This window comes from Desulfobacter postgatei 2ac9 (assembly GCF_000233695.2).
GTDB lineage: Bacteria > Desulfobacterota > Desulfobacteria > Desulfobacterales > Desulfobacteraceae > Desulfobacter > Desulfobacter postgatei.
This window is the reverse complement of the sequence record NZ_CM001488.1, coordinates 1,876,192-1,901,659: the sequence shown is the minus strand read 5'-3', so window position 1 is coordinate 1,901,659 and position 25,468 is coordinate 1,876,192. Positions and strand designations below refer to the sequence as shown.

Below are 25,468 nucleotides of genomic sequence, written 5' to 3'. Positions count from 1 at the left end.
CACCTATTGTTTTGTTAAAATTTTTCGGGCTTGGTCATAAGATCGGCCACGAGATGCCCATTCGTAAAGTTTTTTAAAAAAATACAGATAAAATTTGCCCGGTCTGTGAATAGATATTGTGACCAAACAAAAACCATTCACAGAAAGGATAAAGACACCCGGCATAACATTTACATACGCTACATTACGCCGGATTAACCATGGACGAATACTTTATGTTTAAAAAGTTTTCTGTACCAGGGTCGGCACCAGGCAATTGGCATCATCCTTGTCCGGATACCACAGATTGTAGTGCAGGCCGCGGCTCTCCTTGCGCATTAATGCGGACTTAATAATCAGTTCCGCCACCGTGGCAAGGTTGCGCAGTTCAATGAGATCTGCCGTAATTTTAAAATCCCAGTAATACTCTTCAATCTCATGCTGGATCATTTCAATACGGCGCTGGGCACGGTGAAGGCGCTTGTCCGAACGGACAATACCGACGTAATTCCACATCAGGCGCCGGATCTCATCCCAGTTGTGGGTGACCATGATGGCCTCGTCACTATCCAGGGTGTTGGTCTCATCCCAGGGATCCAGATCAACAGTGGATTTCTTCGCAGCCTGTTCAAACTCTTTTAATGAGGACTGGGCCGCATTATGGGCATAGACAAGGGCTTCGAGAAGGGAATTGGAAGCTAGGCGGTTGGCCCCGTGCAGGCCCGTGCATGCAGTTTCCCCCACGGCATAAAGACACTGGATGTCAGACCGTCCGTTAAGATCCGTGGCCACGCCGCCGCACATATAATGGGCTGCCGGTACCACGGGAATGGGCTGCTGGGTGATGTCAATGCCGAACTCCAGGCATTTGGCATAAATATTGGGAAACCGTTTCCGGATAAAATCAGGATCCTTATGGGTGATATCCAGAAACACGGAATCGGCACCGGTTTTTTTCAATTCACTGTCAATGGCCCGGGCCACAACGTCCCGGCAGGCAAGCTCCAGGTCCGGAGAGTATTTTCCCATGAACCGGTTACCCTGTTCATCAATAAGATACGCGCCCTCCCCTCTGACAGCCTCGGAGATCAGAAAATTCTTGGCTTCGGGGTGGAACAGACAGGTGGGATGGAACTGAACAAATTCCATATTTGCCACGGTGGCCCCTGCCCGGTATGCCATGGCAATGCCATCCCCTGTGGCAGTATCAGGGTTTGATGTATACAGATAAACCTTTGAACCACCACCTGTGGCAAGCAAAGTCACCTTAGCGGCAAAGGTTTCCACCTTTCCGGTGTCATTATCCAGGACATAAGCCCCGCAGCAGATGTTTTCATGCTGGGTTCTGACAAGACCGCTGCGGACACTTGTGGAATAGGTAATCAGGTTGACGGCAACATGGTTTTCCAAAATGGTTATATTTTCATGCTGTTCAACATTGTGTACCAGAACATCTTCAATTTCCTTACCGGTGAGGTCCCGGGCATGGATGATTCTGTTCTGGGAATGTCCGCCCTCCCGGCCTAGAGAAAAATCATACTTCCCGCCGCCCTCCCGGTTGAACCGTGCTCCCAAATCCACCAACTCCCGAATTCTTTCCGGGCCGTTTTCCACCACCATGCGCACCACATCTTCGGCGCAAAGTCCGTCTCCTGCAGCCAGGGTGTCTGCCACATGATTTTCAAAGGAATCTGTCTTGCTGAATACCGCAGCAACGCCGCCCTGGGCAAGTGCCGTATTGGTTTTATATATTTTTTTTTTGGTGATAATGACCACCCTGCCAAACTGTGCAACCTTCAAGGCATAGCTTAAACCGGCAACACCGCTGCCGATGACCAGAAAATCGGTTTCAATCATTTCTCAATACTTTAATATGTTAAAGGGTGTGTTAAAAAAAGTTAAGGATAAATCAGGATAAAAGGGAACCTCTTCTTTTCTTGCGGGTGCTCATTCCGAAAATCAGTCCCACGATAAAAACACCGGCCCCGGAAAGCAATGCAAATTTTACTTCACTTTTGATGCTTCGTTCAAGCCTTTGAATACGTTCTTCCTGTTCCCGGGACTGTTCCAAAAGCGCTTTATGTTTGATCTCCAGCTTCAGGTAACCTGTGGAAGCATCTTTGAGTTGCTTATATTTCTGCGCAATTTCCGTCAACTCCTTGTTCTGAACCTCCAAGGTTCTTGCAGTTTCTTCTACAGCGGAAAGCTTTGATGCCAGGCGTTCGTTTTCCTGTTTATACCGCTCAACCAAAAGGCTTTTGGGTGCTTCTTCCGTAAGAAATCGGGTCAGCACCCAGCCGGTTTTCCCGGTTGAATTTCTCACCATAGACCAGTCCTTGCGGTATTCCAGAATCTCCAGTTTGACCCCTGACGAGACCATATCCACAACTTTATGGCCGAGACCCGGCCCCGTGCGCATGGTGATCTGGTTTACCCCGGATACATAAAAAGTCTTTGCATAAATGCAAGTTGTTATAGAAAAAAAGAAAAAACAAGTAAGGATCAGATGTTTTGCTCTCATTTTTTATCCTCTTTCGTTAAGTTAGGTACCCTTACCATTGAAACGGCCAATTATCAAGGAAAACCCTTGCTTGGACGAAAAGTCACCCATCTGCGGCGTTATATCCGGGTAACTTTTCATTCAAACACGGTATCCGTTCAGGAACGCAACGGAGGACACACCGCTGTCATCCCCCGATTTGTTTTTTACTGACCATTCAGTAAATTTTATTGACAATACAATTTTGTCAATGTAAAGACACTTGATTTGTAATTTTTTAATATTACATAAAAAATCAAACGTAAAATAAAATCCCTATTGAGACTGACAGTTCATGGCAATTAGAAAAAATCGAAATGCTGAAACGCGGAAACCTGAAATTCTTGAAGGATATTATCAGGTTTTAATTGAGAACGGGTTTGAAGGCAGTTCCATTGGAAAGATTGCCCAGCACCTGAATCTCCATTCCACCCTGATCCTTCACTACTTCAAGAACAAGGACAACCTGCAGCGCGAGCTCATAGAATTTCTGATCACCAAGTACAAGGCTGAACACATGCTGGAGTTTGATTTGATAGAAGACAGCGCCCGACGGTTTGACGCAATGATGGATCTGATTTTCAGCTTTAAATGGAACCGGACCGTAGATCCGGGCGTTCATTTTGGCTTTTATTATAAAAGCTTCAGGGATGAAGGTATTCGAAAGGTTTTCAAAGACATGTTCCGCTGGCTTAGTGATTATCTGTATAACGCATTTATCTTATTTAATAAAGACAGTATTATTAAGGTCACGGACGAACGTAAGGCTGCTGAATATGTCCTCACCCTCATGAAAGGCTTGGAGTTTCATGCCCATTTCTTAAATGAGGGCCGGCCCTTTGAAGATTTTGCAAATACAGCCAAAACGGCAACCATAGCGATGTTAAAAAACGGCACATTTTAATTAACCCCCATAGTGACAGCGGTCAGAAAAAATCATTCCAGCTTATTCACTGACCTTTCAGTAAAATACAACAGACTCAGGTGACAACATGGATTATTGTTTGGAAGCGCTTGCTTTACACAAAAATTATGGCGAGGTGAAAGCCCTTGACAATGTAGATCTGCGCATAAACCAAGGAGAACTTTTTACTCTTCTTGGTCCGTCCGGCTGTGGCAAAACCACCCTTTTAAGGATTATTGCAGGTCTTGAAACCGCATCCGACGGCAAGTTGTTTTTAAACGGAAAGCCCATTCTTGATATTCCGGCCAATAAACGCCCGGTGAACACGATTTTTCAAAGTTATGCGCTTTTCCCGCATCTGAAGAATTACGACAATATTGCCTTTGGCCTGCGCTCACAAAAAGTGCCGGAAACACAAATTGCCCCCAGGGTGGCAAAGATGCTGGAGATGCTGGAGCTTGAAAAATTTGCAGACCGTTACCCGGACCAGCTCTCCGGCGGACAGCGCCAGCGGGTCTCCATGGCCCGGGCCCTGATCTGTGAGCCGGAAATTCTGCTGTTGGATGAGCCCATGTCTGCCCTGGACGCCAAGTTGCGGGTCCAGCTTCAGGAACAGCTCCGCCGGTTGCAGCTGCGGCTTAAAAAAAATTTCATTCTGGTCACCCATGACCAGGAAGAGGCGTTAACGGTTTCCGACCGTATTGCCGTCATGAAAGACGGACATATCCTGCAGTGCGGCACGCCTTCGGAAATTTACAACCACCCCAACTGCCGGTTTGTTGCCGAATTCATCGGCACTGCAAATATTTTTGACGTTGAACGCCAGGGCAATCTCCTTGAGTCAAAATTTGGTGAGTTTGTACCAAACACCATGCCTGAATGGAAAAAGGGCTCCCTGGTCATCCGGCCCGAAGGCATCAGACTGCGCCCGGAAAAACCGGCCCAGAACGGCATTCGGTCCCGTGTCATTGAAAAATACTACCGGGGTACTTATCAGAATATCACCCTTGAAACCGGCAACCTGCGCATGAGAACAGCCCCCCACCGCAAAATAGAAATCGGAGATCAGATCTGGGTGGAACTGCTTCAGGAATCCCTGGTCACCATAGATGATTGATCATTTTTGAATATGAATATATAAAAATTCAAGGAGTTACAGGTCGGTGAAAATCATAGATAAACCAGAAATACTCTACGGTGAACTGTCAACACCAAGAAAAATAAGAACCAGAGGACTTCTGCGCATTTCTCCGGGCATGTTGTGGATCATGCTTTTTCTTTCCATACCCGCATTGTCATTGATTGTAATCAGCTTTACCACCCGGGGCGCGTACGGAGAGATAGAATGGGTCTTTACCCTGGAAAACTACAAACGGCTGGCAGGATACAGCCTGTTCGGCTGGAGCCCGGATTACCTGAAGATTTTGCTGCGCTCAATCATTGCCGGATTGATCACCACAGTGGTCTGCATCATTTTGTCCTACCCTTTAGCATTTTTTATCTCAACCCGGGACAAGGCAACCCGGTATCTGTGGCTCACAGCCCTGATTATTCCCTTCTGGACCAACCTGGTGATCCGGACCTATGCCTGGCAGATTGTTCTTGCACCGGGTCTTCCCATTGCAAAGCTTGCGGCCCTGCTGCACCTTGTGCCGCCGGGAAGCCCTTTGTACCCCAGCCCCTTTGCGGTTTATATCGGCATGATCAGCGCATTTCTGCCCTTTGTGGCCCTGCCCCTGTATTCCAGCGTAGAAAAACTGGACTGGAGCCTGGTTGAGGCAGCCAATGACCTCTACTGCGGCAAATGGCGCGTCTTTCACCAGGCTATTTTACCCCAGACCCTGCCGGGACTTTCTGTGGGGGCTATTCTGACCTTTATACCGGCCATGGGCATGTTCCTGATCCCGGATCTTTTAGGCGGCGCCAAATATATGCTGGTGGGCAACCTGATCCAGCAACAGTTCGGTAAAAGCCGTGACTGGCCGTTTGGTGCGGCTGTCAGTCTTGCGCTCATGTCCTTAACCCTTATTGCCCTGGTCATTTTGAACCGCAAAGGCGGAAAAATGGAGATGTTATAATGTTCAAGCTGAATATGCGCTACAAAATTCTGGCCATTGCCACCTATCTGTTTCTTTACACACCGTTGCTGGCCGTCATGGTCTACTCTTTTAACAAGTCGCGTTTCGGCATCCATTGGGGCGGGTTCAGCCTGGACTGGTATGTCAAACTGCTCCATGATGACCTGGTCATCGAGGCCTGTATCAACACCGCTGTTTTGGCAGTGGTTTCCACCATAATCGCCACCATCCTCGGCACCACCCTTGCCATGGGTCTGGCGCGTTATCCATGGTCAAAAAAGGTGATGACCTTTTTTGACATCAACCTGTATCTGCCGGTCGTCACCCCGGAAATTGTTTTTGCCGGCGCCCTTGTTGTTGCATTTACCTGCCTGCGGTATATCTCTTCCATATTTGAACCCGGACTGGTGACCATGATCATCGGGCACGTCACCTTCCAGGTGGCCTTTGTGGCCCTGGTGGTCAGAAGCCGGCTTGCGTCTTTTAACAACGAAATTGAAGAGGCCTCAAGGGATCTGTATGCCTCCAACTGGTATACCTTCCGCCATGTGCTGCTGCCGCTGATGATGCCGGGCATCGTATCCGGGGCTATGCTGGCCTTAACCCTCTCCCTTGACGACTTTATCATCAGCTTTTTCACGGCCGGACCCACATCGGTCACCCTGCCCCTTTATATTTACGGTGAAGTGCATCGGGGTATTACGCCCAAAATCCATGCCCTGTCAACCGTGGGAATTTTTGTAACCATTGCGCTGGTTATCCTGTCACAACGGATCTCCAGCAAAGATAATTAAACACCAAAAGGAGAACAAAATGAAAAAAATAACCCTGACTCTGTTGCTGATGTTTGCCGTATTCCTCCAATTTCCGGTCGCATCGTTTGCTGCCAATGAACTTCGCGTTCTGATCTGGAGTGAATATATGCCCGAAGACTTTATGGACAACTTCACCAAAGATACCGGTATCAAAAGCCGGGTGGAACTCTACGAGTCCACCGAAGAGCTTGTGGCCAAACTGCAGGCCGGCGGTGTGAAGCAGTATGACGTGGTTGTCCCGTCCGACTACATCATCAACACCATGATCAAGCTGAACCTGCTCCAGAAGCTTGACCATTCCAAACTGCCCAACCTTGCCAACCTGGAAGACTCTTTCAAAAACACCGCATACGATCCGGGCAATGAGTACACCGCACCCTATCAGTGGGGTACCGTGGGCATGCTCTATAATAAAGAGAAACTGGGAGCCGATTATGTCGCGTCAACGGCTCTGTTCTTTGATCCGGCCTCCCGCAAGGGTCCTGTGGTCATGATTGACTCCATCCGGGAAATGCTGGGCATTGCCCTGAAATACATGGGCAAAAGTGTGAACACCATAGACAAAAGCGACCTCAAAGCCCTTGCCGATATGATGATCGAGACCAAGTCCAGCAAATACTTTGCCGGATTTGACGTGGGAACCGGCGGCCGCTCCAAAGTGGTTGCAGGCACGGCCATTGCCGCTCTGGTTTACAATGGTGATGCCATGCGTGCCGTGACTGAGGCCCCTGACAAATTTGTCTTTGCCAATCCCAAGGAAGGCGGCGTGATCTGGGCGGACAATATGGCCATTCCTGCCGGTGCCCCCCATGTGGACTATGCCCACACGTTCATCAACTGGGTGCTGGATGCCAATAATGGCGCCGCACTGTCCAACTGGACCCAGTATGCCACCCCAAACAAGGCCGCCAAAGAATTTATCACCCCTGAGGACCTGAGCAATCCGGCTATTTACCCCAGTCAAGAGACCATGAAGACCCTTGAGTTCATCACTGACCTTGGGAAAGATAACCGGTACTATGACGAGCTGTGGACAATGATCAAAACCAGATAGTGTCTGGACAAGATAAACACAACCGTCTAAAAACGTCAGGATACAAAAAGATACATGACACAACTGATACAGATTCAGGGGGAACATCCTTTGGCAGGTCCCCCTGCAAACGGATTTTTCTCCATTCCCGTGCGTACCCCCCAAAGTGACGGGCTGACCATGCCGGCAGAATGGGAGGAACATGATGCCTGCTGGATGGTGTGGCCCTGCTCCCGGGAGTGCTTCAAGGGTGTGCTCCCCGAAGCAAAACAAACCTATGCTGAAGTGGCCCGGGCCATTGCCGATTTTGAACCGGTTTATATGCTGGTCAACCCGGAACAATGGACAGAAGCCCGAAACCTTTTAGGCAGCGCTGTCACCCTGGTCAAGGCGACCTGCTTTGACTCCTGGGCCCGGGACAGTGCGCCCACCTTTGTGCGGGATAAAAAAGGCAAGGTGGCCGGCATCGACTGGGTCTTCACCGGATGGGGCCACTACCCCATTACAGGGCCCTGCGATGAGGGCATGGCCATTGAAATCCTGCGCCATTTGTCCATGCGACGGTACACCGCTCCCTTTATTCTGGAAGGCGGCTCCATCCATGTGGACGGAAAAGGCACGCTGATCACCACAGAACAGTGCCTGCTGGACCCCAAACGCAATGCGGGATATACCAAAGCGGATTTCGAAACCCTTTTTAAGACCTACCTGGGCATTGATACCGTGTTGTGGCTGGCCAACGGTCTTGAAGGGGATGAGACCACGGGGCATGTGGACATTCTGGCCACATTTGCCCGGCCGGGACTGATTCTGTTAAATAACTGCATTGACCCGGATGACGCCAATTTTGCCGTGACCCAGGATGCCAAACAACGGCTTGCAGGCGCGGTGGATGCCTGCGGAAAGGCCATTGAGATCGCGGAGATTCCCCAGCCGGCTCCTCAGAAGTGGAACGGTGAACGCATGGATCTCTCCTATATCAATTTTTACATACCCAATGGCGCCATCATCATGTCCTCATTTAACGATCCGGCAGATGATCAGGCAAAGGAGATCATGCAGCAGGTTTTCCCGAATCGCACCATTGTCCAGATCCCGAGTCTGCCTCTTTTTGCCGGCGGCGGCGGGATACACTGTATTACCCAGCAGCAGCCTTCCGGCACAGCCCTTCCACCCTTTTAACCGGAGTGAACATGGAAAAAGTAAACGTCGCTGTCACGCAGATGGCCTGCAGCAAAACCTATGAAACCAACGTAAACAAGGCGGAACGGCTTGTACGGGATGCGGCAGCCAGGGGCGCAAACATCATACTGCTGCAGGAGTTGTTTTCAGGCCCCTATTTCTGCAAGGTACAGGATTTTACCTATTTTTCCCTGGCCCGGAAAACTGCCGAAAGTGACTTGATAAAACGATTCAGTGCCCTGGCCAAAGAGCTGTGTGTAGTGCTGCCCATCAGCTTTTTTGAACGGGCCAACCAGGCATATTTCAACAGTGTGGCCATGATTGATGCCGACGGCACAGTCATGGGAATCTATCGCAAAACCCACATTCCCCAGGGACCGGGCTATGAAGAAAAATATTATTTCAGCCCGGGCGACACCGGTTTCAAAGTCTGGGACACACGGTTCGCCAAGGTGGGCGTGGGCATCTGCTGGGACCAGTGGTTTCCGGAAGCAGCCCGCAGCATGGCGCTGATGGGGGCGGATATCTTGCTGTACCCCACGGCCATCGGGTCAGAACCCAAAATGCCCGGGTATGATTCCCAGCCCCACTGGCAGCGGACCATGCAGGGCCATTCCGCCGCCAATGTGATTCCGGTGTGCGCATCCAACCGCATTGGCACGGAAAAGGACCAGGATATTGAAATGACCTTTTACGGCACCTCCTTTATCACCGGAAACACCGGAGAGATACTTGCCCAGTGTGACCGTAAAACCGAAGACCTCAGAATCATTTCTTTTAATTTCAAAGAAATTGAAACCATGCAGGCGGGCTGGGGCCTGTTCCGGGACCGGCGTCCATCTATGTACGGAACGCTGGGCTGCATGGACGGACAATAGGCTAAACCCGAAAAAAGGTCTTAGCCGTTTTCAAGCAAAACGGCTACCAGGTTCTGAAATTCCCGGTGTCCAAATGAACAAAGTCGGACTTGGGGTAATACCCCACCCCTCCAAAGCCTATGGCTGTGGCTATGTCCCGAATTTTTCTGGTTGGCACATCCGTAATGCGGATATCTATGGCCTGTCCTTTCATATGGAGGCTCTTTTTGGCCACGCCGTGATTTTTTCTACCCAGGTCCTGATTGGTCTTTTTTGACCGGTATCCGGAGATCACCTCAATAGTGCCCCGGCTGCGAGCAACCCGCTGAATGCTGGACAGGATATTCATAAGACCGGGGTCAATGGGGTGGATATCACCTGTCCGAAAATCCCGAAGAAACATGTTGAGCTCTCTTTGGACCGATGGCAGGAGGCGGCCTTTGGAGAGAGGGATCTCCAGCGATTCTCCCGTATGTGTATGAAAAAAGGAGAGCGGGTGTTTTTGTTTTTCCGATACCATTCCCCAGCTGTTGAATGGAGGGATGGTGAACCATCCCATGCTTGTCAGCGCCGAGGTTAAAAGGAATTGACGTCGATTCATTTTAGACATATACACTTCTATCTTTCCCGTTTTTGCCACAGGCAGCCTAAAAACCGTGAGGGCTGTGCCTCTGTTATAAGCAAGTCTGGGTAAGCTACTCAGATCTTTCAAGCTTTGTTTTGGGCTGTGCCTGGCAGTTGATATGTCAGGTCAGCCCATGGCTGTCATATGAAAGTCCCAATAAGATGTTAAATTACTTTCATTTCTTGCTGTAGGTTGAGCATAGGTGTTGATAGATCAGGTCAAGCCCATGGCTGTTATTTGTTGAACAAAGCTTTCATAAGCACTTCGTCCCGACCATAAACGTCCCTATTGAAATATATATTGCCCTTTTTGTCAACCCATACGGTTTGATAAGTGATATGGACGGGCAAGGGTATGGGGAGAGTTATGACTCGGCGATTTCCACTTTTTAGGATATCGTCTATTTTTTCAAGAGACCATTTTTCCGGCAAATCCTTAAGTACAAAGGCTGCCAAACCCGATGGGTTGCTGACCCGGATACAGCCATGACTGAAATCTCTTCTGGAACGGGAAAAAAGGCCTTTTCCCGGTGTGTCGTGCATGTACACGGCGTCGGGGTTGGAGAGAACAAATTTTATTTTTCCAAGGCTATTCCATGGACCGGGGTCCTGACGAAGCCGATATTGTGCCATCCGGGCCCGACTGACACCGGCCCAGTCAATAGCGGTAGAATCCAGTTCTCCGGCATTGTCCCCAGTGGAAAAAAGCCGGATATGCTTATTTACAAGATGATAAGGGTTTTTCTTCAGCTTTATAAGTTCTTCATTCACAGCAATGCTTTTGGGGATATTCCAGTAAGGGTTCAGATCAATATAAAGGATGTGATCACTGAAGACTGGAGTCTGATGTTTTAATCTGCCTACGATTACAGGCATCTGAAGGGATATATCTTCCTTGTCAAATGCGGACAGATTAAAATTTGGTATGTTTACCAGGATATATTTTTTTCCAAGATCGTGTTGTCTCAAACGCCAACGTTCCATGTTTACAATGATCTGTTGAATCAATCTGGACAGAGGAATGTTCATGGCAGCCAACATTTTTTGACCGATAAGGCCATCCGGTTCCAGTCCATACATAGTCTGAAACTGTAGGATGAAAGGAATGAGCGATCTGTCATAATAAGTTAGATCAGAAACTTTGGAGTCCAGATCGCAACTCCTGGCAAGACGATGGATGATGGCGGGAACACGGTCATCCAGATCCCCCGGCCTGATGGTTTTTCCGGCTGGTATTCGTGGCCATTCCCCATCTTTTTCAATGGCACGGTATATCTTTAATGCCGTTTTCAACTCGGTATAATGCCGGTGTGAAGGGGGAAGCCCTGCGAGGTAACCGGCAAGGTCCGGAACGCTGAGCGTCTGTTCTATGGGAGCAACAGGGTCAAACGCTTTGTTAACATCAGAAAGTCGACCACAACTGACATCATGAATATATTGGATAAGGTTGAAGGTCAAAAGGATATCAAGCTCGGCAAGGAGCTGGGGCTGACGTGCCCTCCAGAGATCGGAAATCCTTGTAACCCCATAGTCATTCGGGTCAAGGCCCTCGGTATTGGATTTGCTCAGATAAAGAAAAATAATTGCCGCTTTCTTACCTGGACCTTCGGGGGTTACCCAGAGGGGGCGCAAACCTGTCAGGTGGTAAATGTCAGCCAACCAAAGTCCTTGATGGTTTGAAGAGGATTGATGTTTGAAGGAGGCGGGCAGGCTTAGGGGATGAGATTCAAAATATTGCTTGATGGCCCCTGTCAATACGTCGATTCCGATTTCAGCATAACTGGCCGGCGGGGAGGACAGGCCTGCCACGGTAACCACAACAAACAAAATCCAAGCCTTGGCAAGTATCTTGATTTGTGTTGTTTTGCATAATTTTTGATTGGTTTGATTAGACCGTCTCAAAACATAATCCGTTAAAAAAGGTTAGAGCCAGCTCTAAATGAAAGCTTCCTTTTTGTCAACCAAATGTATGAACAATAAACAAAAACCTTAAATATGAAACGGTCGTAAAACCAAACATCCGATACCTGAAGACCCAAAACGAGTTTGGTTCCAACTTCGGCAGCAATACCTATGAATTTTGATGGATCATTTTCAACATATTGATATTTTGGCACTTCAACTGAAAAAAAATAAACACCGTTTTTTTGTTTACCGGGCCCGCTGCTACCCGCCGGGTGTCAACAGGGGCATCAACTTGGGTGCTGCGGCCTTTAGGACCTGTACCGCAAGCCCACTTGTGAAGTTATAGTCGTCGGAATCCTGGCCGGCCACATAGGCGGTGACGACGCCGTAAAACCGATCACCGATGAAAAAGACAAACACGGCGGTGCGGTTTATTGCCTTGGATGAAATGAGATGTCCGCCCAAACTGTAGATATTGTGGCGGTTGTCGCCAGTGCCTGTTTTACCGCCTACGGCCAAATAGGTGCCGTCGGAAAGCAAAAATGCGCTGCGAATCCGCTGGGCCGTACCGTTTTCTGCCACCCCTAAAAGCGCCTGGCGCAGCGCCTCGGCAACTTCCGGGTGCATCACCTGCTCTCCCTTGCTTTTTTGGTATACCACCCTGGTTTCATAGGGCGTTTTTGCGCCAAAACAAAGTTTCTGAATCTGAAGAGTGGGATACCACCTGCCCTTGTTCAAAATAATGCCCACAAGTTCCGCCAGGGAGTCGGGTCGATCTGCAGAACTGCCGATAGCGGTGGCATAGGATGGCACCAGGCTGTTAAACGGATATTTCAGACGCTTCCATTCCGAAAAAATTTCACTGAACGCTTCCACTTCGAGAAGGGATCGGATGCGCACATTCTGTTTGTTCTTTCTGGAGGTCTTAAACAGCCATGTATAAACCTCCTGACGTTCCGCCGTGCTGTTTTGAATCACTTCGCCTTGCGTGGCATCCGGGTGCCGGTTCAGATAGGCCAGCATCCACAGCTCCAGAGGGTGAACCCGGGTAATGTAGCCAAGATCCACAAGCGAATAGGCATCGGGGCCCAACCTTTCAAAAAGTTCTGACAGGATGTTGTCGGCAACCTGGGCGCTTTTCAAATGGCCGGCAAGGAACATCTTCAACTCGTTCAGTCCGGCATCCGGTTTGATATATCGAAAAACGGCAACCAGATTTTTCGGGTTTTTACGCATTCCCTCCGTCAGGATGTCAAAGGCCTCGTCAAAGGATTTTCCTCTGTATTTTCGGTAAAACCGCTGAAGAAAAATGCGCCCCTCCTGATCCGCAAATTTGGATAGATAGTCATGCCGCCGGGGGTCTTTGGCATCCGCCAGAAGCTGCCGAACACCGGGGATTTGATATTTGTAGTACTGGGTAATGTCTCGCATTAATCGAATAAATACCATGTTGATGGAGTGATTGAAGGCATCCTGCACGGAAAAGATTCGGGTATCATCCCGCTTGTCAAAGTTGGAAAAGGTGTGAACCCCGCCGCCTGTGAAAAACTGCTCTTTGGGACTTGCCAAATAGCGGCGCTGCATGGCGGCGGCCAGCATGGTGGAAAGGTCCCTGTTTCCTGCGCTGCTCAGGTAGGATATCACCCAGCGGCTCAGGTTGTCTGCTGCGTCCAGCTCCACTGCGGCCAATTCTGCCCGGGAGAGCGAATGGTATTGTTCATGAAGGGCAGCAATGATCTGAAGATAGTTTGCCAAAGTCCGGAATTTGGCCGATGAGCCCAGTTCCAGCTTGGTGCCTGAATTGATATTGAGCGGCTGATCAAGCGTGTCGGTCTGGAGGCGCATTAAATTGGCGCCTTCTGACCGCTCGTACAAAGTGAGGCTGTAGACAATATTGGCCGGATCGCCATTTCCGAGGAGATGATACCCGTAAAGACCGTTCTTCCGGGCCATTAAGGGGTCACTGAAGCTTTTGAGCAAGGTGGTCGTTTCCTGCTGTACGGACTGGTCCACCGTGCTGGTAACGGAGAGATCGAAACGGTCCAGCCGATAGAGCCGGTCAACATCCAGCAGGTTCAGCAACTGGATTCTGATCGCATTGAGTGCCTTTCGAGAGAGAAATGATTGGGTCCCTGGGGATACCACCCGCTCCTGAACAATGAGAGGTGCCACTATCGCCGCATCCCGCTCCCCTGGCCTGATAATACCGGCCTGGGCCAGCAGGCGAAGGTAACTGTCGGTTTTGGCTTCCAGGGCAGTATGGTCTTTCGACAGGAAATACGATGGACGGCGTTGGGCCACAAAAAGGCTGACGACCTCCTTCAGCGCCACGGCCCTGGCTTTTACTTCTGAACCGGTTAAATTTGAGGATCGCTCTGCCAACAGGCGAACTGTTTCGGTAAAGTCGGCGCCGTACCATGCATACAAACCGTCGCCAAGTCCCATGACTTCCCCGTACCCGCTAATTGCGCCCAGGGGCATGGAGTTGATAAAATCACATATAATACCGTATCGGGCCTTAAGGGTTTCCTGTCCGTCCAGATAGGCACGCATGCTGGCGGATATCATCTGTTGATATTTGTCCTTTACAGAGAGGGTCAGGCCTCGGGGCGAATGGCGGTATTTTTCGATCTGGGTCGCCAGGGTGCTTCCCCCCGGAACATTTCGACTGCTGTCCACCGCTTTGATCCCCAGCTCCAACGCGGCGGCGGCGAGACGTTTCCATTCCACGGCGGGATTTTTAAGAGGATAGCGTGAATCCAGAAGATCCCGATTTTCGATATAGAGCAAGATCTTTATGATGATATCCGGGATCTGGGTGCAATCTGAAAAAATGCGTTCTGGATGGGCAGTGGCATAGATAAGACGCCCCAATCGGTCTTCGATACGCAGACCGGCCTGGGATTTTTCCCGGTACGCGGGATAAAATCCAGCCCGGGTGTATTCAAGCAAAAATGGAGAAAAACGGGCCTGGGCTTCGATATCATAACCGGCTGTTTCAAGATTTCCAAGAAACGTCGGCAATTCTACATACCCAAGCCGCATATCATAGGGACCAGCCTTGGGGAACTGAATGGACGGACTTTTTCCGGGAAGAACCCGCACGCCCATCTTTGCAGCCAACCTACTGAGATAATGAGCTTGAAGTGCAGAGGTGCGAAGCTCATAAATCACGCCAAAAGTTACTGCCAGAATCAGCAGGAATGTGAAAATCATTAGAATGATTCGCCACACCTGTTTGCGTCTTGATCTGGCGTTCACTATACGCATTTCGATTCGGTCATGTAAATCTGGAATGATCTCCTCATTCGATCCATCTTATGACTGATCAGGAGCATAATCATTCAAACCAAGATCGTTTCTATCGATAATTTGAATTTCCACATCCAGGAGGCCATCCCTTGTATCTCCAATACGGCTAAAGGCAAACTTGCTTAGATCAATGATGCGTCCCCGTCCAAAGGGCCCCCTGTCATTGATGGTTACGATCACGCTTTTTTTGTTTTGTTTGTTGGTGACCTTTACCTTGGTTCCGAAGGGCAGTTGTTTATGGGCTGCAGTTTTTGCTTTCTGGTTAAAGGGTTCTCCGCTGGCGGTTTTCCTGGACTGTAATTTGTCTGCGTAAAAGGAGGCCTTGCCGATTTCATAATAAAGTGGTTGTCGGACAGGTTTTTGGCGCCGTTTAACAGACTCAGGGAAAAATTTTTGAACAAATTTCAGGCGTGTTTTTGATACAGGTACCAATGCTGTTTTTTCTTCCGGGTCATCAGAAATTTCAACCGGTACTTTTTTTGCCTTTATGCGACTCTTTTCAAGTATATAAACAGTCCGAGCGGGGCTGAGGGGGGTCACATGTCTGCACCCCAAAGACAAGAAGAGCATAGATGCGATCAAAAACAGCCGAAGACAGGTTATAACTGACATAACTTTCCTATTTGTATCAATTACTTCTCATTTACAGTTAGCCCTATACCGAGGAATCGATTTTATAAGTTTTGTAATCTAAGATACTTATAAGAATGTTTCAAGCCTTGTGTGTTCTTTCTGTTGTTTCATTTCAATGCCCGCAAATCTTTTGCGCCCCCAAAAAAATGGGGCGATATTTTAAAGGATTTCGAGGATTAAAATTTGCAACCAACCACGTAATCGGCAAAAAATACGGTTTTCGGTCGGGCACTATCATAGCTATCGGAATCGGAATATCCATTGTTTCCGATCCCGATAGCACTCTCACGAATAACTTAAGTTATCTAAAGCTCAAAGGTGGTCATACTGACCACAAGTTCAAGGTCTTCAATCTCCTTGACCACTTCAGGCGGTACCGGCGTTTCGGTTCTTAAGAATATAATATTTCTATCCCCGTCATCCTCGCGACCCACCATCATTCCTGAAATATTGATGTTGTGTTGGCCTAATTTCTGGCCAATGGAACCAATGGAACCGGGTTTATCCACATTGTGGATTATAGCCAGGTGGCCCTCTGGAATAACCTCTAAACGGAATTTATTAATTCTGACAATCCGGGCATCGTCCTTGCCGAAAATGGTACCTTCCAGGATATTGGTCTGGGTGTCCGTAACCACTGTAATCCGGACCAGGTTCAGAAAGTTGCCTGCCTCTATGGAGGTGGATTCGGTGATTTTTATTCCCATCTCATTGGCCAGGGAAATGGCATTAACCGAATTGACTTCGTCCCTGACAAATTCATTGAGAAGGCCCTTGATGCCGTTAATGGTCAGGGGTTTGAGATCAAGGTCAGGAAATTTACCGATGTATTCAATGTTGAGCTCACGAACGCCACCCTTGGTGATCTGGGCCTGCATTTTTCCCATTTTTTCCACCAGGTAGAGAAAGGGTTTAAGCTGCTTTAAAACATCCCCGGTCACCGACGGTACATTCACGGCATTTATAACGGTGTTGTTTAACAGATAGGCAACAATCTGGTTGGCAGCAGCCACGGAAACGTTGGTCTGGGCCTCCTTGGTGGATGCGCCTAAATGGGGGGTGGCAATCACCTGATCCAGCTGGAGCAGCGGATGGTCTCCACCCGGCGGTTCTGTGGCAAACACATCCAATGCCGCGCCTGCCACCTTTCCTGACTGAATGGCATCATACAGGGCCGCTTCGTTGACAATGCCGCCCCTGGCACAGTTGACGACCATAACGCCCGGCTTCATTTTTTCAAAGGCCTGGGCGTCGAGCAAATCAATGGTCGCATCCATTTTAGGCACATGGAGGGTGATATAATCCGAGCGGGCATAGAGTTCATCCAAAGTCACATATTCAAACCCGGCCTTTTCAATGTGTTCTGAAGAGATGTTGGGGTCATACACAATAACGTTCATGCGCAACCCTTTGGCAAGTCCGGCGACAATGGAGCCAATGTTCCCGAAACCCACGACACCCAGGGTCTTGTTGAAAAGTTCACGGCCCTGGAGCAGTTTTTTATCCCAGCGCCCGGCTTTCAGGGATGCGGTGCCCCTGGGAATATTCCGGGTTAAGGACATCATCATGGCAATGGCATGCTCGGCTGTGGTTATGGTGTTGCCGCCAGGGGTGTTCATGACGGCGACCCCTTTTTTGGTGGCCGCATCAATGTCCACATTATCCAGGCCAATGCCGGCCCGGGCAACAACTTTGAGGTTGGCGGCCGATTCAAGCAGGTCCGCAGTCACCTTGGTGGAACTCCGGATGGCCAGGGCATCGTATTCCCCGATGATCTTTTTGAGTTCTTCGGGTGAAAGCCCGGTCTTGACATCGACATCTATACCTTCCTGGTTTCTGAAAATATCAATGCCGGCTTCATCCATTTTATCACTGATCAGGACCTTCATTATTTGGCCTCCTTTTGAAACGTATCCATGAATGCCACCAGAGCTTTGATCCCTTCCATGGTGGCGGCATTATATATGGATGCTCTGCATCCGCCCACGGATCTGTGTCCTTTAAGACCGCCAAAACCTTTGGCGGTTGCCTCTTTTATAAATTTTTGTTCAAGTTCTTCACTGGGCAACCGGAAGGTGACGTTCATCAGGGATCTGGAATCCGGTCTGGCTGTGGCCCGGTAAAAATTGCTTGCATCAATAAAATCATACAAAAGGGCTGCTTTTTCCTTATTAAAGGCTGCGATCTTTTCAAGCCCGCCCATCTCTTCTTCGATCCATTTGAGGACCAAATCAATGGTATATATGCCGAAACAGGGCGGGGTATTGTACATGGAATTTTTTTCTGCAAAAGTGGAATATTTGAGCATGGAAGGCAGATCCGGATTCGCTGTTGCCAGAAGGTCCTTGCGCAAAATCACCATGCAGGTGCCGGACGGCCCTAAGTTTTTCTGGGCACCGGCATAGATCATGCTGAATTTTTGCATGGGAAGGGGACGTGAGAAAAAATCGGATGACATATCCGCAATAAGAGGAATATCACCGGTATCGGGGAATTCGGCAAACTGGGTTCCCTTAATGGTGTTGTTGGAGGTGATGTGGACATATTTTGCATCTTTGCTGAAAGAGATCTCTCTAGGGATGTATGAAAAGTCCTTGTCCTCGGAAGAGGCCACAACCACATGTTTTTTATTCTGAATTTTTGCCTCTTTAATGGCTTTTGTGGACCAGGTTCCGGTATTAACATAGTCAGCACTTTCATCCCCGGAAAGAAAATTCATGGGGATCATGGCAAACTGCAAAGACGCCCCGCCCTGGAGAAAAAGGACATGGTATTGGTCATCCAGACCTAAAAGACGTTTGGCCCGTTCCACGGCATCATTGATAACATCGTCAAAATAAGAAGATCTGTGGCTGATTTCTGTAATGGACATGCCTGAATTGTTAAAATTCAGGAAGGAGGCCTGAATTTCTTTAAGGACCGGCAGAGGCAGCGCCCCAGGTCCGGCATTGAAATTGTAAATTCTCTGGTCTGTCATTTTTTACCTTTCTGTTAGGGGTTATCTTTGTTTTCACGGTACATATATGTTCCATTGCCTCACAATCCAAGGCAATCAGATTTCAAACCCTATTCAATAACGCCGTCGCAGATGAAAATCAATAGTCTAACCGCCTTTATGTAAAAATCATTGCTGCCCGGTCCAGGGATTTGCGCTGCAACGGCACCCCATATAGAAATCATTTCATCACTTGCGGCATTTATGGATAATCAGCCTGCAGGCCTGAATTGATCTGATGTGCATTGAAAACGAATCTGTCCGTTCTTCATGGCAAATATGTCACGGGTGGTCTTTGCAAGGAAATAAAATTCATGGGACACCACTACATATCCGATATTGAGTTCATTGAGGAGATCCGCTATCCGCTTTACGGTCTGCTCGTCCAGGCCGGTAGTGGGCTCGTCCAACAACAGGACCTCAGGTTCCATAACCAGCACCGTGGCCAGAGAGACCAACTTTTTCTCCCCTCCGGAAAGCTTATATGTGATGCGGTCTTCAAATCCCTCAAGATCCAGGGCCCGGAGTATTTTTTTTGACAACGCCACCGCTTCTTTGGGTGTTTTGCCGCTATTCAGCAACCCAAAGGCGACATCTTCAATGACGGTGGGAGAAAACAACTGGTCATCCGCATTCTGGAATACGAACCCCAAACGCTTTCTTGCCTGTTTGAAATCCTTTTCACCTGCCATGGGCATCCCAAAGAGCCGAACAGAACCTGAATCAGGTTTGATCAGGCCCATCAGCAGATGCATAAAGGTGGATTTGCCGCTGCCATTGGGGCCGATCAGGCCCAGCCGTTCGCCTTTGCGCAATTGAAAGTTGAGACGATCCAGGAGCGGCCCTTGACCCGGATAAGAAAAACTGACGTTTTCCAGATCAATTAAAAACTCATCACATTGAAAGGCATTGGATTCAGCCATTCCATACTCCCCAGTACAATCAGAATTAATGTCAGGACAACCAATCCGATCCGGTCCAGGCCGGAAAAGGAAAATCCGTGGATGCAGTAAAATTTCCCTTTAAACCCCCGGCATAGCATGGACTGGTATACCCGGTCGGCCCTTGCTGTCGCACGAACCAGAAGCATCCCGAAAAGATAGGCATAGGTCCGGTAGGTATGCAGATTGGTTTTGGGTTCAAACCCCCTGACTTTTATGGCCGTCACCAGGCGTAGATACTCCTGCTCCAGCACAAACACGTACCGATAGGCAAGGAGCATCAGATATACAATTTTTTCGGGTATATGGATGCGGTTCAAGGCGTTTCCCAAAGTGGCGATGGTCATGGTGGCCACAAGTGAGAGAAAGATCAACAGGATGGCATTGGATTTAAGTGTTATCTGGACAGCCAGAATCAAACCCTGGACAGAACACGCCATAGGCCCGATAAGAAACAGGGGGGTCCCCTCAAACGTGATGGGCAGGAGTACAAAAAGCACCAGGTTGAACCCGTTGATCACCACCACTCTTTTTAAAACCTCTTTTAAGGGAATTTGGGATAACCCTATCATTACCATTGACAGTCCCAGTCCTGCCGTCATAGTGGGAAAAGATTTTGAAACGGCCAAAAGAAAGGAAAACAGTGTGGCAAACACGATCCGCAGCCTCGGATCAAGGCGATGAAGAATAGAATTTCCGCCGGCAAATGCTTCGCTCAGCATAGAAGAACCCTTAAATTTCTATGAATGGGCAAAGGCAGGAGCCATGAACAAAAAAGCCCCAAAAACGCAAAAGGTGCCCACCATAATTGTTTTCATTTCTCCCCTTAATGAAGTTCCGTATTTGAAGCCGTGATGCATAAAATATGAAAATTTCTTTATTATTACAAGTTTTAAAATATGCGCCCGGATGATATCCTTAAGCCTAAACACGACAACACATAGAGGAGCACCCCCATGGCAGATCAGACAAACCAGGCAAACACTGCATCCGGCACCTGGGACACCCCGTTTTGGCCCGAGGGTGTTGCCCGCAACGTCACCAACTACCACTATCCTGTTTTCAAACTGCTTGACGATTCGGCAGCCGCTTATCCCAACCAGGTTTTCACCATATTCAACGGGGCAAAAAAGACCTTCTCCCAAGTTAAGGAGACAGCAGACCGGATCGCCTGTTTTTTGGCAAAAAAAGGCATCAAAAAGGGGGACAAGGTGGCAATCGTCTTACCCAACCTGCCCCATTTTCCTGAAATCTTTTTTGGAATCATGAAGGCAGGGGCCATTGCCGTGAACTGCAACCCCATCTATACGCCCACAGAATTGAAATATCAACTTGCTGACTCCACTGCAAAAATGGTGTTCTGCATGGATCATCCCACCTTTTACCCCAATGTGGTCAAGGCCGCTATCGATACAGATGTTGAGACTATAGTGGCCTGTAATATTAAAAGCTATCTGCCGAAACTCCAGGGATTTTTGGGCGGCCTGCTAGGCAAGATCCCCAAAGCCGACCACCATGAACCCGGGCATATTATGTTTGACGACATGGTGGCCCGGTCCAAACCCGAGCCGCCGGATATCGACATTGACCCGGTGAACGATACGGCTGTCATGCTCTACACCGGCGGCACCACAGGTATTCCAAAAGGTGCGGAACTTGTGCATATCAACTTCACCTACCAAGTTGTCGCAATCATGGAATATCTAAGGCTCTCCCACGACCAAAACAAACCGTTGGAAAAGGCATACTACGGGGGATACCATTGTTTTTTAGGCATTTTGCCCTGGTATCACAGTTTCGGCATCTCCGTGGCCATGCTGTGCGCCGCAGGTTCCGGCAGCCGCCTGGTATGCATCCCGGACCCCAGAACAGGCAAGCCCCCTTTCACTGATGTCCTCAAGGCAGTTCAGAAATACCGCCCCACCCTCATGCCGGCCGTACCCACAATTTTTGTAGCCTTTGCAAATCATTCCAAGCTTGATGAGTATGATCTGTCCTCGCTGATGGGCTGCTTTTCAGGGGGAGCTCCCATGCCGCCGGATGTCTGCCGCCAGTTTGAAGAAAAAACCGGTGCGGTTATCTTTGAAGGATACGGGTTGACGGAAACCGCGCCGGTGCTGTCGGCCAATCCCACCAACCGGGAAATCAGAAAAATAGGTTCGGTTGGATTTCCATTACCCGACACAGATATAAAAATCCTGGATCTTGATGATCCCACAAAGGAACTGCCCAGGGGTGAAGATGGAGAAGTCGCCGCCTGCGGTCCCCAGGTTATGAAGGGATACTGGAACAGACCCGATGCCGATGCCGAATTTTTTGTCACTATTGACGGCAAACGCTATTTTTTAACCGGAGACATCGGGCACATTGACGAGGATGGGTATATCCTGATCACGGACAGAAAAAAAGACATGGTCCTGGTGGGCGGATTTAATGTATACCCCAGGGATGTAGAGGATATTTTATATACCCATCCCAAAGTTGAATTGTGCGCAGTGATCGGGGTAGCCAACAAACACAGAGATGAAACCGTAAAAGCTGTTATCAAATTAAAGAAAGGTCAGACAGCCACCCAGGAAGAATTCATGGCATTCTGCAAGGAAAACATGGCAGGATACAAACGTCCAAGGATCATTGAATTCAAAGATGATCTTCCGGTCTCCAACATCGGCAAAGTGCTGCGCAGGGAACTTCGGGATGCCCATTCCGACTAGCCCCGTCTTTATGCATCCCGTCCAATCGCAAACCCGGCAAGTTGGGTTCCGTCCGGTTTCATAGGGCATAAGACAGGTTGAAATCATCACGGAAAGCATATAAAAATCCCTGTTAAATGTGAATTTTGAAATATGACATTTTCTTTTTTCAGATTTTGCTTGAGCTTAAGTGCGATTAATTCTATAAGACCAGGTGGTATTAAAGTTAAAAACTTAAATGGATGGCTGCCGGCTATGGGGGTCATCCCTGAGGATTATAACCTGACAACACTTTTTATTTTTAGGAGGTTTTATGTCAACTCTCGTATTTGGTCACAAAAACCCGGATACCGACTCCGTAGTCGCAGCCATCGCGCTGGCCGATCTGAAAAAAAGCCTTGGTGAAGATATTGCACCGGCTATTCAGGGCGAACTGAACCCCGAATCCAAATTTGTCCTGAACAAATTCGGTCTGGCTGCACCTGCAGTGGTTACCAGCTATGCCGGTAAAGATGTTTACCTGGTGGATCACTCCGATCTGGCCCAGAGCCCTGACGACCTTGGCAAAGCCAATATCCTGGGTATTGTAGACCATCACAAACTCGGTGATGTAACCACCGGACAACCCCTGGAATGCTGGATCTGGCCTGTGGGCTGCACCTGCACCGTAATTGCTTCCATGTATGATTACTTCAATGTTGCGATCCCCAAGGGCATTGCCGGTGCCATGCTGTGCGCCATCCTCTCCGACACCGTAATCTTCAAATCCGCCACCTGCACAGACAAAGACAAAGAAATTTGCGCAAAACTGTCTGAAATCTGTGGCGAATCTGATCTTGACGCCCTGGGCATTGAAATGTTCAAGGTAAAATCCGCTGTTGAAGGCACCCCGATCCGTGAACTGGTTCTGCGCGACTACAAAGATTTCAAAATGGGTGGTGTTGGCGTTGGCTGCGGCCAGCTTGAACTGGTTGACCTCTCCATCGTTGACGGCATCAAGGCTGATCTTGAAAAAGACATCCGTGCGATGAAAGCAGAAAAAGGCAATCACACTGTACTTCTGATGCTCACCGACATCATGAAGGAAGGCACCGAGCTTCTCGTGGCTTCTGATGACGAATCTGTTGTTGAGAAAGCTTTTGGTGTAAAACCGGTTGACAGCAAATGCTGGCTGCCCGGTATCATGAGCCGTAAAAAACAGATCATCCCCTTCCTGGAAAAAGTATTCGGTTAATTAAGTAATTCAAGGGCTTTTGGTGTTTTGCCAAAAGCCCTTTCCTTCATCCCCACTCAATCTGTCTCCCACACTACCCCCACACCCAAGACCATTTTTTCACAAGAACGAGGGGTCACAACACTCGCAACTTCCATTGTTTGTTGTGTCCGTCAGGACATGGTCGTTTATTATGGGAAACCGGAAGATACAACAACAGAGAGATCGAAGAACTGCTTGCTCTTACCCATTCATCGGTCAGCAAAAGAGTGACCCCGGAGCAAGGGTCTCGTGAAAAGCAGGGAAAACCATCCTGTGAAAACAAATTATGATAAAATAAAGGCTCGCCCCCATTTTCTCATTTTCTATTTTTTTGGGGAATGCATGTACATCCAGGCTGCCTACATGATCCCGGACGAAAAGGTTCGGGAGCGTGAGTTCGGCAACCTTCTTGCTATTTCCAGATAACCGTCCCAAAAAAGTGGTGACCATGGATCCGATTATCGGCGGGACTTACAAAGGGATTGAACATGTCCACCTTGAACAATTTTTGCTTCTCCACTCATGAAGCGCAAAGGGGTTTTTTACCTTGAAATTTTAGCCCGATCATTTAGAATAAATAAGATAAATAATTTTAAAAAAAGGAGATTACAATGTCCGTTATAACCATCTCAAGAGGCTCTTACAGTCGCGGAAAGGAAGTTGCTGAAAAGGTAGCCTCCGAACTGGGATATGAATGCATTTCCCGTGATATTCTGCTGGAGGCATCGGAAGAATTCAATATCCCGGAGATCAGACTGATCAGGGCGCTGCACGATGCGCCGTCCGTTCTTGAAAGATACACCCACGGTAGGGACCGCTATGTAAGTTATATCCGCAAAGCACTTCTGCAGCATATCCGCAAAGACAATGTAGTTTACCACGGTCTGGCGGGTCACTATTTTTTGCCGAATCTTCCCCATGTCCTGAAAATCAGGATCATATCGGATATAGAAGAACGTGTGAAAGAAGAGGTCCGGCGGGAAAACATTTCCGAAGAAAAAGCACGTTATATTTTAAAAAAAGATGATGATGAGCGAAGAAAATGGGGCCTGAGGTTATACGGCATTGATACGTGGGACAGTAAACTTTATGATATGGTCATCCACATAAAAAGCCTCTCAGTTCAGGATGCTGCAGACCTGATCTGCGCGACGGTTCGAAAACCCAACTTTAAAACCACACCTGAATCGGAAAAAATCCTTGATGATGCCCTTCTTGCCGCGAAAGTTCATGCGGCTATTATAAAATTATCCCCGACAAGCATTGTCACGGCACATGACGGCGTCGTAACTATCGGCGACCCGGAAGCTTCCATGAAAAATCAAATAACAGAGATTGCTGAAACTATCGAAGGGGTTAAAAAGATTATTGTGAATGCGCATAGAAAAACAGACGACCAGAATGCCATTAATCCATTCCACAATATATAACGATAAGCCATAGCCTGGCCAACCGTTTCACCAATAAAAAAAGCAGCCATTCGGCTGCTTTTAAAATCTTAAGTGGGGTGAGTGACCGGGATTGAACCGGCGGCAACCAGGGCCACAACCTGGTGCTCTACCAACTGAGCTACACCCACCACAAAAAAACTTTGCATAATTATCAGAACTAATTTTATTTTTCAAGTCTTTTTTTCTTTTTTCTATTAATTTAGATTTGAGTCATTGTCTGAACGGGAATCCGTGTTTGGACGAAAAGTTGCCCAGATGCAAGGCGCAGAAAA

Annotated in this window: 21 protein-coding genes and 1 tRNA gene; 11 read left to right on the top strand and 11 right to left on the bottom strand. The window is 48.5% G+C overall.

The features are described from left to right. Nucleotides 1-219 precede the first annotated feature (219 nt). A complete protein-coding gene (nadB, locus tag DESPODRAFT_RS08705) occupies nucleotides 220-1,836 on the bottom strand; it encodes an L-aspartate oxidase (RefSeq protein WP_004072912.1) in 1,617 nt (538 codons plus the stop codon). Nucleotides 1,837-1,888: 52 nt separating this feature from the next. Next, the gene (locus DESPODRAFT_RS08700; protein WP_004072911.1) at nucleotides 1,889-2,500 is read right to left on the bottom strand and encodes a TIGR04211 family SH3 domain-containing protein; all 612 of its coding nucleotides are present in this window, start codon (nucleotides 2,498-2,500) and stop codon (nucleotides 1,889-1,891) included. Between the two features lie 313 nt (nucleotides 2,501-2,813). Between DESPODRAFT_RS08700 and DESPODRAFT_RS08690 the strand changes: the two genes are divergently transcribed. The 7 genes from DESPODRAFT_RS08690 (at nucleotide 2,814) to aguB (ending at nucleotide 9,408) form a co-directional block, all read left to right on the top strand. Next, nucleotides 2,814-3,422, top strand: a complete 609-nt coding sequence (locus DESPODRAFT_RS08690; protein ID WP_004072910.1) for a TetR/AcrR family transcriptional regulator — start codon at nucleotides 2,814-2,816, stop codon at nucleotides 3,420-3,422. Between the two features lie 88 nt (nucleotides 3,423-3,510). Continuing rightward, nucleotides 3,511-4,539: an ABC transporter ATP-binding protein gene (locus DESPODRAFT_RS08685; protein ID WP_004072909.1), complete on the top strand. Its 1,029-nt coding sequence runs from the start codon at nucleotides 3,511-3,513 to the stop codon at nucleotides 4,537-4,539. A gap of 46 nt (nucleotides 4,540-4,585) precedes the next feature. Continuing rightward, nucleotides 4,586-5,500, top strand: coding sequence for an ABC transporter permease (locus DESPODRAFT_RS08680; RefSeq protein ID WP_004072908.1), 915 nt, complete (start codon nucleotides 4,586-4,588; stop codon nucleotides 5,498-5,500). Further along, the gene (locus tag DESPODRAFT_RS08675; protein ID WP_004072907.1) at nucleotides 5,500-6,294 is read left to right on the top strand and encodes an ABC transporter permease; all 795 of its coding nucleotides are present in this window, start codon (nucleotides 5,500-5,502) and stop codon (nucleotides 6,292-6,294) included. The genes DESPODRAFT_RS08680 and DESPODRAFT_RS08675 overlap by 1 nt, the downstream gene beginning before the upstream one ends. A 19-nt stretch (nucleotides 6,295-6,313) precedes the next feature. Further along, nucleotides 6,314-7,369 (top strand): polyamine ABC transporter substrate-binding protein, encoded by a 1,056-nt coding sequence (locus tag DESPODRAFT_RS08670; RefSeq protein WP_004072906.1) that lies wholly within the window; start codon nucleotides 6,314-6,316, stop codon nucleotides 7,367-7,369. Between the two features lie 54 nt (nucleotides 7,370-7,423). Beyond that, nucleotides 7,424-8,530, top strand: coding sequence for an agmatine deiminase family protein (locus DESPODRAFT_RS08665; protein WP_004072905.1), 1,107 nt, complete (start codon nucleotides 7,424-7,426; stop codon nucleotides 8,528-8,530). Between the two features lie 11 nt (nucleotides 8,531-8,541). After that, the gene (gene aguB, locus DESPODRAFT_RS08660; RefSeq protein ID WP_004072904.1) at nucleotides 8,542-9,408 is read left to right on the top strand and encodes an N-carbamoylputrescine amidase; all 867 of its coding nucleotides are present in this window, start codon (nucleotides 8,542-8,544) and stop codon (nucleotides 9,406-9,408) included. Nucleotides 9,409-9,451: 43 nt separating this feature from the next. Here the strand turns inward: aguB and DESPODRAFT_RS08655 are convergent, their stop codons facing one another. The 8 genes from DESPODRAFT_RS08655 to cbiQ form a co-directional block, all read right to left on the bottom strand. Next, entirely contained in the window at nucleotides 9,452-9,997 is a 546-nt protein-coding gene (locus tag DESPODRAFT_RS08655) for a YcbK family protein (protein WP_004072903.1), read from the bottom strand. Nucleotides 9,998-10,245: 248 nt separating this feature from the next. Continuing rightward, on the bottom strand, nucleotides 10,246-11,913 hold the full coding sequence (locus tag DESPODRAFT_RS08650; RefSeq protein ID WP_157488452.1) for a L,D-transpeptidase family protein: 1,668 nt from the start codon (nucleotides 11,911-11,913) through the stop codon (nucleotides 10,246-10,248). 264 nt (nucleotides 11,914-12,177) lie between these two features. Next, nucleotides 12,178-15,132: a transglycosylase domain-containing protein gene (locus DESPODRAFT_RS08645; RefSeq protein ID WP_245532046.1), complete on the bottom strand. Its 2,955-nt coding sequence runs from the start codon at nucleotides 15,130-15,132 to the stop codon at nucleotides 12,178-12,180. Between the two features lie 102 nt (nucleotides 15,133-15,234). After that, nucleotides 15,235-15,840, bottom strand: a complete 606-nt coding sequence (locus DESPODRAFT_RS18635; protein WP_004072900.1) for a septal ring lytic transglycosylase RlpA family protein — start codon at nucleotides 15,838-15,840, stop codon at nucleotides 15,235-15,237. 326 nt (nucleotides 15,841-16,166) lie between these two features. Further along, entirely contained in the window at nucleotides 16,167-17,750 is a 1,584-nt protein-coding gene (serA, locus tag DESPODRAFT_RS08635) for a phosphoglycerate dehydrogenase (RefSeq protein WP_004072899.1), read from the bottom strand. Further along, nucleotides 17,750-18,838, bottom strand: a complete 1,089-nt coding sequence (serC, locus tag DESPODRAFT_RS08630; RefSeq protein WP_004072898.1) for a 3-phosphoserine/phosphohydroxythreonine transaminase — start codon at nucleotides 18,836-18,838, stop codon at nucleotides 17,750-17,752. Before serC ends, serA begins: the two co-directional genes overlap by 1 nt. A 230-nt stretch (nucleotides 18,839-19,068) precedes the next feature. Then, the gene (locus DESPODRAFT_RS08625; protein ID WP_004072897.1) at nucleotides 19,069-19,779 is read right to left on the bottom strand and encodes an energy-coupling factor ABC transporter ATP-binding protein; all 711 of its coding nucleotides are present in this window, start codon (nucleotides 19,777-19,779) and stop codon (nucleotides 19,069-19,071) included. Then, complete coding sequence (cbiQ, locus tag DESPODRAFT_RS08620) at nucleotides 19,740-20,519, bottom strand: cobalt ECF transporter T component CbiQ (RefSeq protein ID WP_004072896.1); 780 nt, start codon at nucleotides 20,517-20,519, stop codon at nucleotides 19,740-19,742. Before cbiQ ends, DESPODRAFT_RS08625 begins: the two co-directional genes overlap by 40 nt. 234 nt (nucleotides 20,520-20,753) lie before the next feature. Here cbiQ and DESPODRAFT_RS08610 point away from each other — a divergent pair, with 234 nt between their 5' ends. From DESPODRAFT_RS08610 to DESPODRAFT_RS08600, 4 genes are all read left to right on the top strand, one after another. Then, nucleotides 20,754-22,511, top strand: coding sequence for a long-chain-fatty-acid--CoA ligase (locus DESPODRAFT_RS08610; protein WP_004072895.1), 1,758 nt, complete (start codon nucleotides 20,754-20,756; stop codon nucleotides 22,509-22,511). 292 nt (nucleotides 22,512-22,803) lie between these two features. Beyond that, on the top strand, nucleotides 22,804-23,724 hold the full coding sequence (locus tag DESPODRAFT_RS08605; protein WP_004072894.1) for a manganese-dependent inorganic pyrophosphatase: 921 nt from the start codon (nucleotides 22,804-22,806) through the stop codon (nucleotides 23,722-23,724). Nucleotides 23,725-24,018: 294 nt separating this feature from the next. Further along, on the top strand, nucleotides 24,019-24,171 hold the full coding sequence (locus DESPODRAFT_RS20595) for a hypothetical protein (RefSeq protein WP_216594050.1): 153 nt from the start codon (nucleotides 24,019-24,021) through the stop codon (nucleotides 24,169-24,171). Nucleotides 24,172-24,356: 185 nt separating this feature from the next. Then, nucleotides 24,357-25,175, top strand: a complete 819-nt coding sequence (locus DESPODRAFT_RS08600; RefSeq protein ID WP_004072893.1) for a cytidylate kinase family protein — start codon at nucleotides 24,357-24,359, stop codon at nucleotides 25,173-25,175. Nucleotides 25,176-25,248: 73 nt separating this feature from the next. Here DESPODRAFT_RS08600 and DESPODRAFT_RS08595 read toward each other — a convergent pair. After that, nucleotides 25,249-25,324 (bottom strand) — tRNA-His (locus tag DESPODRAFT_RS08595). Nucleotides 25,325-25,468 lie beyond the last annotated feature (144 nt).